The sequence below is a fragment of the Marivivens donghaensis genome, from assembly GCF_011806565.1.
GTDB classification, from domain to species: Bacteria; Pseudomonadota; Alphaproteobacteria; order Rhodobacterales; family Rhodobacteraceae; genus Marivivens; species Marivivens donghaensis_A.
The window spans coordinates 200,369-216,671 of record NZ_JAATOP010000003.1; the positions used below are offsets into that span (position 1 = coordinate 200,369).

Genomic DNA, 16,303 nt, shown 5'->3' on the forward strand with positions numbered 1-16,303 from the left:
GTGGTTCGCGTTCTTTTGCGGCCAATTAGGACAGGTGACAAAATGAACATGCAAACGGCCGTCGTGCCCGAACAGCTTCGGCAGAAAATCCTCGACCATCTGACCTATGCGCAGGGCAAGGATATCTCTCACGCCAGCATCTACGACTGGCGGATGGCCGTGAGCCTGTCGCTCCGCGATATGATCGTCGATCCGTGGTTCAACGCGACCCGTCAGATCTACGAAAAGCACGGCAAGCGCGTTTATTACCTGTCGATGGAATTCCTGATCGGTCGCCTGATCGAGGATGCGGTCACGAACCTCGGCGTGGGGGACGCGCTGGACGCGATCCTTGCCGATTACAACGTCAAACTGAACGACGTCATCGAGAACGAGCCCGACGCGGCGCTCGGTAACGGTGGCCTTGGCCGTCTGGCCGCGTGTTTCCTTGAATCCATGTCGACGCTGGGCTGCCCTGCCTATGGCTACGGCATCCGCTATGACTTCGGCCTGTTCGCGCAGCGCTTCGAAGGTGGCCGTCAGGTTGAAATGCCCGAAGACTGGCTGATGCACCCGAACCCGTGGGAATTCGTGCGTCCCGAAAGCCAGTACACTATTCCGTTCAAGGGCTATGTCTCGGTCGAAAATGGCAAGTCGGTCTGGCACGCGAGCGAGGCCGTACTGGCCCGCGCCTACGATATGCCGATCATCGGCTGGAATGCCGAGTGGGCGAATACGCTGCGCCTTTGGGGCGCTCTTCCGACGAAGCTGCTGGACCTCGACCGTTTCAACTCGGGCGACTACACCGCCGCCGCCGCGCCCGAGGCGCTGGCCCGCACGCTCAGCCGCGTTCTCTATCCCGAGGACACCACCGAGAACGGTAAGGAGTTGCGTCTGAAGCAGGAATTCTTCCTCACCTCGGCTGCGCTGCAAGACATCATCCGCCGCTTCCTCAGCGAGTTCGACGATCTGGCATTGTTGCCCGAAAAGGTCGCGATCCAGATGAACGACACGCACCCCGCGCTGGCAGGGCCGGAACTCATCCGTCTGCTCGTCGACGAACACGATATGGCGTGGGAGACCGCGAAGGATATCGCGACCCGCTGCCTGAGCTACACCAACCACACCCTGCTGCCCGAGGCGCTGGAGCGTTGGTCGACGTGGCTTCTGGGCCGTGTTCTGCCGCGTCACATGCAGATCATCGAGCGTATCGACGCCGAGCATAAGAAAGAGTCGGGCCGCCCCGATACCGTGGGCATCGTCATGAACGACGAGGTTCGCATGGGCGAGCTCGCGTTCATCATGGCGCACCGCGTCAACGGCGTGTCTGCACTCCACACCGATCTGATGCGCGAGACGGTCTTTGCCGATCTCAACAAGCTGCACCCGAACCGCATCGTGAACGAAACCAACGGCGTCACCCCGCGCCGCTGGCTGAAGTACACGAACCCGAGCCTGTCGAACGTTATCACCGATGTTGTCGGCAGCGGTTGGGAAGCCGACCTCGACAAACTCGCCGACCTTGCCCCGCTCGCGGGCAACACCGGTCTGCAAAAGCGCGTCATGGCGTCGAAGCAGGAAAACAAGGAACGTCTGGCGGAGTGGGTCAAAGGCCACATGGGGATCGAGATCGACCCGGCCGCCATGTTCGACGTGCAAGTGAAGCGTATCCACGAATACAAGCGCCAGCACCTCAACCTGTTCGAGACGATCTACCGCTGGAACGAGATCCGCAAGAACCCGACCGCAGGCTGGACCCCGCGCGTGAAGTTCTTCGGCGGTAAGGCCGCGCCCGGTTACTTCATGGCTAAGCAGATCATCCGCCTGATCAACGACGTGGCCGAGGTCATCAACAACGATCCGGTGACTAAGGACTTCCTCAAGGTCGTTTACCCGCCGAACTACAACGTCTCGATGGCGGAAAAGCTGATCCCTGCCGCTGACCTGTCGGAGCAGATTTCGACCTCGGGCAAAGAAGCCTCCGGCACCGGCAACATGAAGTTCACCATGAACGGCGCGCTGACCATCGGTACGCTCGATGGTGCAAACGTGGAAATCCGCGAACATGTCGGGGCAGAGAACTTCTTCCTCTTTGGCATGACCGCGCAGGAGGCAGGCGAATGCGCCCGCACGCCCGACCACGCCCGCAACGCCATCGGCAAGAGCCAAGCGCTGCGCGACGTGCTCCAGATCATCGCGGAAGGCACGTTCAACCGCGCCGAGCCGGGCCGTTACTACGATATCGTCGACAACATCTGGAACCACGACCCGTTCCTCGTTGCCTCCGATTTCGAGGACTACCTCGCGGCGCAGGCCGATGTGGATGCAGCCTACCGCGACCGTTCGCGCTGGGCTGAAATGGCGATCCTCAACATCGCGTCTTCAGGCTTCTTCTCGTCCGACCGCACCATCCGCGGCTACATGGCCGACGTCTGGGACGCCAAATCGCTACTGTGATAGTGTAGGGCCGGTTCTCGAAAGGGACCGGCCTATACCTCTGTTAGGGGCGACCCCATGCGTGCGCACCTATAGTGGTGTAACAATGTTTTCGCGCCTGCCGTTACACCAACCGAGCAAGTTAACTGGTTGGTCTGGCGCATTAATATGCTGAAAAACACAAAACTCTCGATCAAGCTGCCTGGCGTGATCATTTTCCTCACGACAATCAGCTGCCTTCTGGTCGGTCTACTGTCGTACGGCGTTGTTCAGAAAAATGTGCGCGATCAGGCTTACGAGGGGCTGAAGTCCGCTGCTGCCGAGCGTGCCGATGACATCCAGACCTACGCCGATACCATCCTCAGCCAGCTAGAGCTGATGTCGTACGACCGCGGCATGGCGACCTTTGCCGAAGACCTGACCGAGGCCTACAGCAGCTCGAACGTCAGCGACGACGGACCGGGTGACATGCTTCGTGCGTTCTACATCACGCAGAACCCGAACAAAAAGAACGAGCGTTACAAGATGCTCATCAACAGCTACGATCCGACCCGCTATTCGGTGCGTCACGCCCATTGGCAGGAGTCGATCACGCGCCTCGTCGAATATTACAAGTTCGCCGACATGTACTTCGTCGATAATGACGGCGAGGTCATCTACTCGTGGAACAAGGACGAAGAATTCGGTCGCAACGTTTATGACGACAACGAAATAAGCACGACCAAGTTCGCGCTCGTCGCCGCAACAGCCATCCGCAACGGCAAAAAGAACCGCGCCCGCGGCATCGAGACCAGCTTCATCCTGCCCTATGAATACGGGGACGAGCAGGTCTGGTTTGCCGGTGTGCCGATCTATAACCGCAGTGACGAGTCTCTCGGTGCGCTCGTTGTGCAAATCCCGCTGTCGTCGTTTACTGCGGTGATGACACGCGAGATGTCGATGACCTACGACACGGACTCGATCCTGATCGCACCGACCCGTGACGGTATGCTTGGCTTCAGTGAAAGCGAAACGATCGACATCGACTTCCTTGTCGATACGATTGCGGACTCCGAAGTGTCGGTCAAAGCGCTCGCTGCGATCAATGCGGGGGTAGAGCCGCGCACGACCGAAAACGGGCTCGATATGATATCTGCCTTCGCGTCGGTCCAGCTTCCCGCAGGCACATACGGTATCGTGGTCGAAGCGCTGGAAGACGAAGTGATGGCCGATGCGAACCACCTTTTGCGCATCATTGCCCTCGTTACCATTGCCGTTGGCGCGATCGCGGGTCTGTCTGGTCTCGTCTTTGCCCGCTCCGTCGTGCGCCCGATGATCCGCCTGAAGGACACGCTGACGCAGGTGTCCGAGGACAAGAAGCTTTCTGTCGTGATCCGTGCCCGTCGCAGGGACGAGGTCGGTGAAAGTACCCGCGCCGTGAAAGAGATCGTCGATATGTTCGACGGCACCCTGATTGCCGTCCGCGCAGAAACCATGAACGTCGCCCGCGCCGCCGACGACATCTCTATCTCTGCGCAGAGCATTGCGGACAACGCATCGGTCCAGTCGTCGGCTGTCGAGGAACTCAGTTCCTCCGCCGAAGAGACCGCATCGCAAGCGCGTGCCGGCGTCGAAAACGCCAAGCGGGCAGGGGATCTTGTGCAGACCACCTCCAACGTTGCGCATGAGGGTAAGGCCAAAGTTGCCGAAATGGTCGGCGCGATGGACGACATCAGCAAAAGCTCGCAGGAGATCGCCAAGACCATCAAGGTCATCGACGAGATCGCCTTCCAGACCAACCTTCTCGCGCTCAACGCCGCTGTCGAGGCGGCCCGCGCAGGTGTTCACGGTCGCGGTTTCTCGGTCGTGGCGCAAGAGGTCCGCAACCTCGCGGCCCGCTCCGCCAGGGCCGCCCGCGAAACGGGCGAGCTGATCGACAAGTCGGTTCGTCAGGTAAAGGTCGGCGTCGAAGTGTCGGGCGAAACCTCCAAAGCGTTCGAGGACATCGTGGGCAACGTCGCGCATGTCACCGATCTGGTCGGCAGCATCGTCGCCACGTCCGAAGAACAGCAGCGCAGCGTCGAACATATGAACACGGCGATTATCTCAGTCGCCAAGATCGCCCGCGAAAGCACCAATCAGGCCGAGATGATGTCCGAGACGGCAGAAAAGCTCACCACGATGAACAATAACGTGGTCGCCGAACTGTCCCGCTTCCAGCTGACCGAAAGCGCCACCACGATCGCCGAGGTCGAAGAGCAGGACGTTTCCGAAGTGGCGCTGGAAACCTATCAGGAAGACTCCGATTTCGAGGATTTCGACAACTTCGGTCCGAAAATGACCGACGACCAGATGGTCGAGGCCGCGTTCGAGGACAACACCGCTCCGGACGAGCTGGCCGAGGACATGGAAAACAAGGAGCCCGCCAATAGCACGCAACCCGTTCGTTCCGTGGACCGCGACGAGCGCAGCTTCGGCTTCTTCTAAGTCCACTGTTTTCACGCTATCTGCCATCGGCTACATCAGCGGAAACCTAAGCGGGGGCTTATGATGAAACTGGTTCTGATCCACACGGGCGGCACAATCGGCATGGCGGAAACGCCCAATGGCCTCGCGCCCAAGCCCGGTCTGGTCGAGGACGCGATCAAAGCGCGCCTGCCCGAAGGTGTCGAACTGGTCGAACACGTTTTCGATCCGCTGGTCGATAGCGCTGATGTCGGCCCCTCTGACTGGAACCGCATCCTCGATCTGATCGACGCGGAGCCTGATGCGCCCGTGATCCTCACCCACGGCACCGACACGATGGCCTTTACGGGCGCCGCGCTGTCGCAGGCGCTCTATGGTCTGGGCCGCCGCGTTGTGATGTGCGGGTCCATGCTGCCGCTCGATATGGACGGCGACGCAGAAGGCAACCTCGACCTCGCGCTTCAGGCGGTGATGGAGCCGGAAGAGGGCGTTTTCCTCGCCTTTGCCGACCAGATCATGCCCGCCGCTGGCCTCGTCAAACACAATAGCCATCAGGTCGATGCCTTTCGCTCCGTCCCTCAATCGCTGTCCGCACCTACCCTACGCCGCTTCGGTCCGCGTAATCTCGCGATCCTGACGCTGTCGCCCGCGCTTCCCGTCACCGCGCTGACCGCTGCGCTTGGCGGTTTGGACGGTGCTGTACTGCGGGTGTTCGGTTCTGGCACCATGATGAATGACCCCGATCTGATCGTTTCGCTGCGCGCTGCGACCGACTCGGGCACACCTATCAGGTGTGTTTCGCAGTGCGAGTCGGGTGGTTTGGAGCCCGGAACCTACGCAGCGGGGGCAGGATTGTGGTCGGCGGGCGTCGAAAATGGCGGGAATCAGACTGCTGAAGCCGCTCTGGTTTCGCTTTGGTTGCGAAAATAATCGGTCCTGCAAACGCTGATTTAGTCCCCATTCGCCGCTCTCATTATATCAAAGTGACTTTGGAATATCCGTTCGTATATCCAAACTTCCGAGCGCGCGCGGCGCGGCAAATTCGGTACCAGATGTAGTGAGGCGCTCCTTGCGGGAAAGTAATTCAAATTCTAATGGAACTTGAATGTAAAATATACGTTCGCTTATAGCAAGAGTAGCCGAAAGTATCTCAATCAGCGCAAAAAGTAGCTTTAAAATATGCCGTTCGTAAAATGTTCGTGCCAACAGGATGCTAAAAATACCCCCGTTGTATCTCTGACGGTGCAAGGGAAGGGGGGTGGCTATTTGGTGTCCTGTTAAGAGCATATTCAATTGGCAGATGTAGTGAGTTCTGCCATGACCAGTGTAAATCAAAATCTCGCCGTAAACGCCCTGAATGGTTCGCAAGCAACCAAGTATGTGACCCAATCGGGCGCCGCCTCCATCGACACCTTCTTCGAAGGTTCGCCGAAAGTGTGGGCTCCGAACAACGGTAGCGGCCCGACGCAAATCAGCTTCAGCTTCTACACCGGCAACAGCGCCACGTTGAACGAAGGCGCATACGGTAGCGGCTTTGCCGGCCAGATCGCCAACGAGCCGACCGTCCAGTTCTCCGACGCGCAGAAAGCCGCGATCCGCGCCGCTCTGACCGAGTGGGAAAAGGTCGCCAACGTCGAATTCGTCGAAGTTCAGGAAGTGAACGGCGACGCTGGCACGATGCGCTTCTTCGGCACCAACGAAAGCTACAACGGTTACGCAGCCTACGGCTTCTACCCGTCCTCCACTTCGGCCGGTGGCGACATATGGCTGATGGAAGACTACATGACCGCTGACAGCTGGGAGCAGGGTGAAACCTGGCAGTTCCGTACGCTGATGCACGAAATCGGTCACGCGATGGGCCTCGGTCACGCAGGTGAGGGCGGCTCTGCCGATTTCCCGACGTACCGTACCTACTCTATCATGGCCAAGAGCGACTATGCGTCGAGCTGGGCCATCGTCGACGGCGAATTCCGTTACACCGTTTCGAACACCCCGATGGTCTACGACATCCAGGCGATGCAGTACCTCTACGGTGCGAACGAAACCTATAATGCAGGCGACACGACCTACAAATTCGAGCAGAACGACGCCCAAGTCACCGCCATCTGGGATGCCGGCGGCGAGGACACTTTCGACTTTACCGGCTTCACGGCCGACAACATCATCGACATGCGTGCGGGCAAATATTCGACCATCGCGTTCGACGGCGTCCGTGAAGGTACCGTCAACATCGGCAACGCATTCGGTGTGACTATCGAAAACATCGATTCTGGTGCGGGCAACGACAAGATCACCGGCAATGACGCCGACAACGAGATCAACGCAGGTGCTGGCCGCGATGTGGTCAAGGGCCTCGACGGTGACGACGTCATCGCCGGCGGTGCAGGTAACGACAAACTGCGCGGTCAGGACGGCAACGACGTGCTGAACGGCGGCGAAGGCAAGGACAAGCTCTACGGCGGTGCCGGTTCCGACCAACTGTTTGGCGACGCGACCGACCTGCTGGTGGGCAACGGCGGCGCTGACCGCTTCATCTTCATCGGCGCCGAGGGCCGCATCAAGATCAAGGACTTCGACGCCGGTGAAGGCGACGTCATCATCGCAGCCGCTTCGAACGGCGAAAGCGCAGGTGACATCCAGTCGCAAGCCTACGAGAGCGGCAAGAACACGATCCTTCTGTTCGACGACTTCAAGATCGTGCTGAAAAATACGCAGCTCGACGACCTCGAAGACCACTCGGGCTGGCTCTTCTAAGACAAAAACGCAGCGATCTTGCCGATTGCTGCGTTTTTTCTTTGCTGTACTGGCGTCAGCGTAAATCTTCTGGTGTACTATGACTGTAAGTCGTTCCACTTTTGAGGATGTTTCATGTCGGATGAGCAAAAGCTGCTTCAGCGCAAGGTCATGCTGATGTGTTTTCTCGGCACCCACATTCCGCTTACCGTGCTGTGTATCTACGCGATGACTAGCGGCGTGGCTGGCGTGGGCATGATGCTGCTGGCAACATTGCTCGCCACCGTAGTCGGCGCGGGTGTTGCGCTGCTTGCCGTCAGAAACGGTTTCCGTGCGATGGCGACGGCTAACTGAAAATCCAGTTCAGCACGATGACCTTCGCGGTCAGAAGCGCCAGCAGGCCCAGCCCGTACCACTGCCATTTTTCGATTTTAAACCGGCGCTCCTTCGTGGGATAGCCGAGTTCGTCCTGCACGGCGCTCAGCACTTGCAGTTTTTCGGCAGGCGACAGCGTCGGCCCGTAAGCCTGTTCGAGGATTTCGAACCAGTAGAGCGTATCCTCACCGAAGTCCGCACGCGCCTTCGCGCCCTCGTCGGCTTCGGCCAGCCCGATCAGGAACTCCATCGCATCGAGGCTGCGCTGTGCATCCGGCGAGATATCATCGGTGTCGGGCATCGGGGTCCAATAAAAGAGGGTTCGCTAGGAATTACGTGTCCGCTCCGAAAGAGTTGCGCTTTTCGCGCCCGCAGCAGAACACGGCTAGTAAAACGCGCAACCTGTGCTAGTTTTCTCATGTGCAGAAACAGTCCGCAGGAGCGGGCGATCGGGCCGAATAGCGACTTGGCCGTATGTTTTCTGCGGCAGTAATCGGGGGCGATGTGGCTGCTTCGGACGATGACAGTAATGTGCTACTGGTCGACATCGCGCGCGGATCGCGTGATGCGTTTGACCGGTTTTACGAACTCCACGCAGGGCTTGCTTTCGGTGTCGTGCTCCGCGTTGTGCGCGACCGTGCGCTGGCCGAGGATATTTTGCAGGACGTGTTCGTCAAGGTCTGGCGGTCCGCCGGTCAGTTCGACCGCAACCGCTCTGCCGCGACGACGTGGCTGGTCACCATCGCCCGCAATGCCGCCATCGACAACGTCCGCCGCTCGCAGCGCCGCGTGATGACGACCCAGATCAACGAATGGAACGGCGGGAACGACAAGTCTTCCGAAGACGAGATGATGATCACCGACGACAAGCGCGTGCTGGCGATCTGCCTTGACGAGCTTGAAGGCAAGCAGCGCTGGGCTGTCGGGAAGGCGTACCTCGAAGGCTTCACCTATCAGGAACTGGCCGTCGCGATGGACGCCCCGCTGAATACCGTTCGGTCGTGGCTGCGCCGGTCGTTGCATCGCTTGCGCCTCTGCCTTGAGGAGCGCCAATTATGAGCGAAGACCTCGAAGCGCTGGCAGGCGAATACGTGCTGGGCGTGCTGCCTTCTGACGAAGAGCACGCGTTCGAAGTCCGTATGCGCACCGATGCCGAGGCCCGCGCGTGGGTGGATTACTGGCGCGCCAGTTTCGCGGAGTGGTCGCAGGCCCTGCCGCCCGCACCCGTGCCGCACGTCAAAGACCGCATCGACGAGGCGATATTCGGCAAGCCGACGTTCAAACGGTGGGAAAGGGTGCTGCTCCACCCGTTCTTCGTCCCCGGTATCGTACTGGTCATTCTGGCGGCAACGCTACTCAAGGTGCTCCTGATCCCGCACTAGGCGTTGTCCGCCTTTTCCAGCTGGTCCGCGAGGTGCGCGAGCAGCATATCCATGTCCATCGGCTTCGACAGAACCAGAGATGCGCCAGCCTCGTGGAAGCGTTCCATATCGTTGCCGACCGCCGCAGCCGTGAGGCCGATCATCGGGAAGGTGTGGCCCCGTTCGATCAGCGTCTTGATCAGCACATCGCCTTCCATTTCGGGCATGAAGAGGTCCGTCACAAGCAGATCGGGTGTGGCGCTCGATAGGGCGTACATCGCTTCCACACCCGTGCGGGCCAGCGTGACGGAACGGAAGATTTTCTCCAGCCGCGCTTTGGTGACATCAGCGACCAGCGCGTTGTCTTCGACCAGCAGCACGTCCATCTGCGCAAGGCGGGCAGGGTCGGCGGTCTTGCGGACCGCTGCGACTTCATCGGGATCGTTCGACACGTCTTCGGGCACGCTGATCATATAGCACGCGCCGCGCGGCTGTTTGACGTACTCGATTGTGCCGCCAAGCAGCTCCACCGCCGTCTTTGCGATGTAGAGGCCAAGCCCGCTGCCGTCCGCCTGATTGCGCGGGTCGCTGCTGCCACGTTCGAAGGGTTCGAAGAGGCGTTCGACCTGCTCGGGCGCGATGCCGATGCCGTCGTCCTTGACTGTCCAGACGCTCCACGGATTGTCGTCCTCGTCGCGCACGCAATCGAAGCCGATGTCGATTTTGCGCCCGCGCGAGTGGATGATCGCGTTGCGCACGAGGTTGCCGATCAGCTGCTTGAGGCGCGCACTGTCCCCGACGCGGCTCATGTGGGCGTTCCGGCCCAGCGTCACGCCGATGGTCATTTTGTATTTCGACGCTTGGTCCTGATAGGTGTTGCGCACCGTGTCGGCCAGTTCGGACGGCTTGTAGGGCTTCTTGACGACCGCGAGGTTCTGTTCGGGGTTCACCGCCTGACGCATGTCCGACAGCACGCCGAGCAGTTGGTGCGATGCCTCTTTCAGCTTCGGTTGCAGCTTCGCCACGGTTTCTTCGCCAAGGTCTTCGATCAGCATCGACATGACGGACGCAGGGGTGCGGATCTCGTGCGAGATGATCGAGAACATGCGCCGCTGCCGCTCGTCCTTTTCTTCCAGCACGGCGAGCGCCTTTTCCAGATCTTCGCGCTGGGCGGCCTGAACGGTGACGTCCATGACGAGTCCATAGGCCAGCTTCGCACCGCTCTCGGACCGCTCGGCCCAGACGAGAATGCGCAGGATACGGATTTTTTCGCTGCGGCCACGGACGTGCAGTACCAGTTCCGCCGTCTGTCCGGGTTCCACGATGCCCAAGGTCGCCAGTTTCGCCTGTGCGTCGGGCTCGAACCGCTCGAACAGATCGAAAATCGGAACGAACGGATGTTCGAGCGAGAACATCCGCTGACCCGTCCGGTCGAGCTGGATGATCGCTTGGTTCTGGTTGACCACGAAGATGCCCACACCGGCAAAATCGCGCGCGGCATCGAGGCGGCGGATACTGGCTTTGCTGGTCTGTTCGCGGTGTTCGACAAATCCGCGATAGCTGAGGATATAGCCCACGAAGGCCAGCAGGATGATGGCGTAGTAATCCATCAGGTTGTCGCGGGCGTCGGTCGGGATGATGTCCTTGAGTAAGTTACCCGTCATTCCCGAATAGAGCGCAAAACCCGTCGCCTGCGCAAGCGGCGCGATACGGGGGGGCAGGACAAAGCACAGCGCGATAGCAACGAGGATCGCATCCATCGGTTGGAAGCCGCCGTAGCCTTCGAGGTGCAGGATCGCGAGGCAGAAATAGATCGCGAGCGTCGGCGCGACATACTGCGCGTCCTTCAGTTCGGCCTTTTGCAGAACGGCGAGGAAGAACACCAGCAGCACGGTGCAGCCGCGCAGGGTGCGTTTGATGGCGAGCGACAGGAAGCTGTCGTCAAACCCCATCAGCGCCTGAAGGTCCGGCGACAGGTTGGCCATATAGGTGTAGAACGTCGCGATCATCGCGAGGTTCAAGGCAAGGAAGCCCGCCTGCGTGACCAGAACCATCGTCATATCAGCGGCATAGGCGGACAGGAGCGTCTTGGCCCGCTGGAGCGTCCGCATCGCGACAAGCCCCGTAATCACCGCGCTGACGATGTTGATAATCAGGAAGAACACCACAACCCAAGGCGCGGTAATGAGCAGCTCCCGCCAGTGATCCATCCCGCTAATGGGAAGGAAAATCGGCATCAGGAAGACGAAGGTGAACACCACTACGGGCACCCAGAACAGGCGCGCGGGGTAGATAATCATGCCGATGATGATGGTGTAATGCGCGATGTGCGGGCTGAACTGGATCGCGAACAGGTTCGAGCCGTGCATCGCCGCGCCGACCGACATCAGCAGCGTCCACATCACCACGACGGGCACGAGGAAGATCAGGAACCTGAACGGAGCCTTCGCCACGTTGCGCCGCAGTTTATACAGGCGCGAGACGGCAAAACCGTCCTTGAGCGGTTCGGTAGACGAGAAAAACTCTGGCTTCACACTGGGATCAGAAAGTCGGTTCATGTTTCCTGCACGTTCCGGCCTGCCACGTCACCGGTCCTCCAACACATCCATATCGGCACGCGGCAGCGTTGCCTGTCAAATCACAGTACGACCAACGGACGAGTGCATGAAGTCACGCACCGCCAATGATTGCCGATCGTATCCTATTGTATCGGGATACGTTGAAGAATCTTCTTCGGTTGCAAGATTTTGCAATCCGCGAGGGTCGCTCGCGTCAGAACATGATGTCGTCGAGGTCGTCACCGCCGCTCGCCTTGGGGGCGTCGCCGAAATCGTCAAACAGGCCGTCGTCGTCTTCCACGTGTGCAGGGCGCTCGGCACCCAGCACGTTGTCGTGGAGGACACGTTCCGCTTCCATCGTGTAGCGCGACCGCAGGTTCGCCAGAACCGCGCCATCGGGCGATCCTTCGGCGGGAACCTCGGGGGTCGCCGGCAGCATCGCGCGGTAGATGTGAACGGGCTGTTCCACCGCGTCCAGATCGTTCAGCGCAGTGCGGAAGCTCGACAGGTTGGCGATGGTGTCCTCGATCCGCTCCGGCAGTTTCTTCGCCGTGATCGAGAACGCATCAGAGGTGGTCAGCACCACTTCGCCGATCTGGTTCATATGCGTACGCAGGTCAGTCGCATCGGTGAGGAACGTGCCGAGGCTCGACTCCAGACCCTTGATGTGGTCCTCGGTGACTGCGTGGATGCGGACGCGGGATTTCTCCAGAATGTCCTGAAGACGGTGGATGATCGCGTCGCTTTCGTCGGTCAGATCACGCAGCCACTGCGCCAGTTCGCGCAAGGCACGGCCATCTTCGCCCAGTTTGGCGCAGATGATGACCGCGTTGATCCCCGCAAGGCGGACCTCATGGGCGATTTTACGCAGAGTGGACTCGTGCTTGAGGATCACGTCGAGGCGTTTGTTGATCTTCTGCGCTTGGTCCGCCATCACCGCAAAGTGCTTGCGGCTCGCGTCGAGGCTTGTGTTCAGGTCGTTCTCGTCATGGTCGATTTCCCAGACCGAGCGCTGGCCGAAGGCCGAAACGGCAGCGGCCTGAAGCGCCTGATGCGCGCTGTCGCCCACACCTTCGAGCGACTGGATCGCCACGTCGACTTCGGCAATCGCGTCTTCGCGGGCACCTTCGGTAAGGGCAATCGACACGTCGACGAGCGTTGCGCTGAAGTCGGGCTTGGCACCCGTGCAGTAGCTCAGGGTCTGTTCGACACGCTCGAAACGCTGGCGGGTGGAGTCGCCGATCTGCATCGCGATGATGATGCGCGACACTTCGGACGAAATCTGGCCCATCTGCGTGGACAGCTCCAGCGAGGCGCTCATCAGCGCGTCCTGACTGTTCCGCATCCGCTGCGAGATCGTGGCATATCCGGTGATCGCAGGGATCACGTTGCGGCGCAGGTCGAGCAACATGTCCTTCTGTTCGTATTCCATCTTGGACACGTCGAAGATGGCCGAGGACATGGCGTCATTGATCTCGCCAAGGATCTCTTCGGCCTCGCTCGACATGGTGCCGAGCCGTTCGATGAACGCCGTCACCTGCGGGCGGGGCGGGACGAGGCCGTTGCCCTGAATGCGCGCGTTGATCGAGATATTCGCCATGGTGCGCACAACGCGGTCAAGTTCGCGCACCTCGGTGAGGATCGCGCGGATCGCATCGCGCAGACCGTCGGACGCCACGCCAAAGCCGTCGATGTCGCTGCGCAGGTTGCTCAGTTCGGTGTTGACGGTGTCGATCGACTGGCCCAGCGCCTCGCTATCGCCGAGCGTCTTTTCCAGCGTGCGGAATTCTTCGGACAGGTTCTGCAATTGGTCCAGAGACGCTTCGAGACCCGTACCAGCGGCGTCGAAAATGCGCTCGGTCTCACCGCGCAGCGCGGCGATGCCGATCCGGAAATTTTCTGCCGGTGTATTCGTGTTGGATTGGCGCAGAACCTGGTTCATGACGATTATCCTCCGCGGTGCATTCGCGCAAAGGCCATGATGGCCGTCGCGATGCGGTTAAGCGGCATGACTTGCTGGGCGTGACCACGCTCCACTGCCGCACGGGGCATGCCGTAGACCACGCAGGACGCTTCATCCTGCGCGATAGTCCGGCCGCCGATCTGTTTGATTTCGCCAAGGCAGGTCGCACCGTCGTCGCCCATGCCCGTCATGATGACGCCGAGCGTATTGGCACCGGCCTCTGCCGCGCCGGAACGGAACAGCACATCTGCGGACGGCTTGTGGCGGCTGACGGCAGAGCCTTCGATGACCTTGCAGCGATAGTTCTGACCGATGCGCTGGAGCGCGAGGTGACGGTCACCCGCCGCGATAATCGCATGACCCTGCTGGACGGGCATCCCGTCTGCGGCCTCGAACACGCGGATCTGGGAAAGACTGTCGAGGCGACGCGCAAAAGCGCTGGTGAAGCCCTTCGGCATATGCTGGACGATCACGATACCGGGCGCATCGGGGGGCAGGGCGCAGAGCACTTCGCGCAGCGCCTCGGTGCCGCCGGTGGACGCGCCGATGCAGACGATCGGCTCGGTGCGCGGGTGGGCTTTCTTGAAATTCGGCGGCGGCAGGATTTCGTCAGCCGTCAGCTTGGGCGACGGCGGAACCGGCGCAGCCGGGCCTGTACGGCGGCGCACGGCACGGCCGCGACCACGCGACTGGGCCGCGCCGTAGACCGCATTGCAGATCGTCTCGGCCGCTTCGGCACGTTCCTGATCGTTTTTGGGGGCAGGCTTCAGGATCACGTCGATCGCTCCCGCTTCCAGCGCCTCGACAGTACGGGCGGAGCCCTGATCGGTCAGCGACGAGCAGATGATGATCGGCAGCGGGCGCTGGACCATGATCTTGCGCAGGAAGGTCAGCCCATCCATTCCCGGCATTTCGAGATCGAGTAGAATAACGTCCGGCAACGCATCCTTCATCGTGCGCGCGGCGGTATAGGCATCCTGCGCTGCGGCCAGCACCTCGATCCCCGGATCGGTCTCCAAAAGGCGCTTGAGCATGACACGGGACGACGAGGAGTCGTCGACGATGAGAACTTTGATTTTATCGTTACCGAGAGACATTACAGAGCCTTCTTGAAGATAGTCGGTTGGACGTGTTCCAGTCCTTCGGATCGCACGACCATGCTCTCTGCGTGGCCGGTGATCAGATAGCCGCCGGGCGCGAGGTGGTCTTGCATACGGCGTACCACTGCGGATTTGTCGTCCGCATCGAAATAGATCAGCACGTTGCGCAGGAAGATCACGTTGATATCCCGATCCAGCGGGTAGGTCGGGTCCATCAGGTTCATGTGGCGGAACTTCACGCGGCGGCGGAGTTCGGGCACGACGCGAACCTTCGTGGCGACTTCAGGCGCGGTGCCGCGCATGAAATACTTGGACGACAGGTTGCGCGGGATCAGCTTGATCTGTTCGGCCTCGTAGATCGCCTGATTGGCGCGCTGGACCATGCGGCGCGAAATGTCGGTACCGAGGATCGCCCACTCGAACTTGCGCCGGATCGCGGCCTCGTTCAGCACCATCGCGGCGGTGAACGCCTCCGCCCCTTCGGAGCTCGCGGCGCTCCAGACCTTGAACTTGCGGCGATCATTCGCCGTGCGGTCGAGGAATTCCTTCAGCGCGACATCCGTGAGGAAATCGAAGTGCTCGGCCTCGCGGAAAAAGCTGGTGGTATTCGTGGTCAGAAGGTCCAGAACGACCTTGATCTCTTCCTGACCGAGCTTGCCCTGCATGAGTTCCTGTAGGTAGGTCTCCGTATTGGGCAGACGTGCAAGCACCACACGGCGGCGCAGGCGCTGCTCGATCATGGCGACCTTGCCCTCAGGCAGTGAAATTCCGCTAAGTGACTTGAGCAATTCGCGGAATCTCTGGTTGGTCAGTGACTGGATAGCTTCGGCCATTTATGGTTCACGCCGCAGATGAGCTGTCGGAAGCAGACACGTCTGCGTCCATTTTCAGCAGGGTACGCCCGGCTTGGGCAAACAGGTTATCGAGGTCGAGAACGCTGACGACTTCGCCATTGCGACGGCCGATGCCTTCGATCGAAGCACCGTGCCATTGCAGCAGTTCGGCTTCGGACATGGGACGCAGTTCTCCGTCGTCGACTTGGCAAACCTCGATCACCTTGTCGGTGCGCAGACCGATGACGAGCTTGCGCCCGCCGTGGTCGATCAGCGTCACGAGGATGCGGGTCTGCGGCGTGTCTTCCAGAGCGGGCAGCTTCAGAAGCGTGCGCAGATCCACCACCGGAATGTTATCGCCGCGAAGGTCGATAACGCCCATCAGGTAGGCCGGTGCGCTGGGCATCGGCGAAATCGGACGGATGTCGAGAATTTCCTGCACCCGTTCGACCGGGACCCCGAAGAGTCCACGGTCGACGGTGAAGGTCACTACTCCGGATGCGATAGACATTCGGTGTCC

At 60.3% G+C, this 16,303-nt stretch carries 13 protein-coding genes; 7 read left to right on the forward strand and 6 right to left on the reverse strand.

The window, feature by feature from the left end:
- Positions 1 to 42 precede the first annotated feature (42 nt).
- From HCZ30_RS06325 to HCZ30_RS06345, 5 genes are all read left to right on the forward strand, one after another.
- The gene (locus HCZ30_RS06325; RefSeq protein WP_167637435.1) at positions 43 to 2,436 is read left to right on the forward strand and encodes a glycogen/starch/alpha-glucan phosphorylase; all 2,394 of its coding nucleotides are present in this window, start codon (positions 43 to 45) and stop codon (positions 2,434 to 2,436) included.
- A gap of 147 nt (positions 2,437 to 2,583) precedes the next feature.
- Positions 2,584 to 4,881: a methyl-accepting chemotaxis protein gene (locus HCZ30_RS06330; protein ID WP_167637436.1), complete on the forward strand. Its 2,298-nt coding sequence runs from the start codon at positions 2,584 to 2,586 to the stop codon at positions 4,879 to 4,881.
- A gap of 63 nt (positions 4,882 to 4,944) precedes the next feature.
- Positions 4,945 to 5,790 (forward strand): asparaginase domain-containing protein, encoded by an 846-nt coding sequence (locus tag HCZ30_RS06335; RefSeq protein WP_167637437.1) that lies wholly within the window; start codon positions 4,945 to 4,947, stop codon positions 5,788 to 5,790.
- A 387-nt stretch (positions 5,791 to 6,177) separates the two neighbouring features.
- Positions 6,178 to 7,614, forward strand: coding sequence for a M10 family metallopeptidase C-terminal domain-containing protein (locus HCZ30_RS06340; protein WP_167637438.1), 1,437 nt, complete (start codon positions 6,178 to 6,180; stop codon positions 7,612 to 7,614).
- 114 nt (positions 7,615 to 7,728) lie between these two features.
- Positions 7,729 to 7,947 (forward strand): hypothetical protein, encoded by a 219-nt coding sequence (locus tag HCZ30_RS06345; protein WP_167637439.1) that lies wholly within the window; start codon positions 7,729 to 7,731, stop codon positions 7,945 to 7,947.
- Here the strand turns inward: HCZ30_RS06345 and HCZ30_RS06350 are convergent.
- On the reverse strand, positions 7,940 to 8,269 hold the full coding sequence (locus HCZ30_RS06350; protein WP_167637440.1) for a hypothetical protein: 330 nt from the start codon (positions 8,267 to 8,269) through the stop codon (positions 7,940 to 7,942). The two genes, HCZ30_RS06345 and HCZ30_RS06350, sit on opposite strands and share 8 nt — an antisense overlap.
- 203 nt (positions 8,270 to 8,472) lie before the next feature.
- Between HCZ30_RS06350 and HCZ30_RS06355 the strand changes: the two genes are divergently transcribed.
- Together HCZ30_RS06355 and HCZ30_RS06360 are read left to right on the forward strand one after the other, a co-directional pair.
- A complete protein-coding gene (locus tag HCZ30_RS06355) occupies positions 8,473 to 9,027 on the forward strand; it encodes a sigma-70 family RNA polymerase sigma factor (RefSeq protein WP_167637441.1) in 555 nt (184 codons plus the stop codon).
- Positions 9,024 to 9,350: a hypothetical protein gene (locus HCZ30_RS06360; protein WP_167637442.1), complete on the forward strand. Its 327-nt coding sequence runs from the start codon at positions 9,024 to 9,026 to the stop codon at positions 9,348 to 9,350. The genes HCZ30_RS06355 and HCZ30_RS06360 overlap by 4 nt, the downstream gene beginning before the upstream one ends.
- Here HCZ30_RS06360 and HCZ30_RS06365 read toward each other — a convergent pair.
- The 5 genes from HCZ30_RS06365 to HCZ30_RS06385 all read right to left on the reverse strand — a co-directional run bounded on the left by HCZ30_RS06365 (position 9,347) and on the right by HCZ30_RS06385 (position 16,294).
- Positions 9,347 to 11,887 (reverse strand): ATP-binding response regulator, encoded by a 2,541-nt coding sequence (locus tag HCZ30_RS06365; RefSeq protein WP_167637443.1) that lies wholly within the window; start codon positions 11,885 to 11,887, stop codon positions 9,347 to 9,349. The two genes, HCZ30_RS06360 and HCZ30_RS06365, sit on opposite strands and share 4 nt — an antisense overlap.
- Before the next feature lie 214 nt (positions 11,888 to 12,101).
- Positions 12,102 to 13,829 (reverse strand): hypothetical protein, encoded by a 1,728-nt coding sequence (locus tag HCZ30_RS06370; protein ID WP_167637444.1) that lies wholly within the window; start codon positions 13,827 to 13,829, stop codon positions 12,102 to 12,104.
- A gap of 5 nt (positions 13,830 to 13,834) precedes the next feature.
- Positions 13,835 to 14,947 (reverse strand): protein-glutamate methylesterase/protein-glutamine glutaminase, encoded by a 1,113-nt coding sequence (locus HCZ30_RS06375; protein ID WP_167637445.1) that lies wholly within the window; start codon positions 14,945 to 14,947, stop codon positions 13,835 to 13,837.
- Positions 14,947 to 15,783: a CheR family methyltransferase gene (locus HCZ30_RS06380; RefSeq protein ID WP_167637446.1), complete on the reverse strand. Its 837-nt coding sequence runs from the start codon at positions 15,781 to 15,783 to the stop codon at positions 14,947 to 14,949. The genes HCZ30_RS06375 and HCZ30_RS06380 overlap by 1 nt, the downstream gene beginning before the upstream one ends.
- Before the next feature lie 7 nt (positions 15,784 to 15,790).
- On the reverse strand, positions 15,791 to 16,294 hold the full coding sequence (locus HCZ30_RS06385; protein ID WP_167637447.1) for a chemotaxis protein CheW: 504 nt from the start codon (positions 16,292 to 16,294) through the stop codon (positions 15,791 to 15,793).
- Between the last annotated feature and the right edge of the window lie 9 nt (positions 16,295 to 16,303).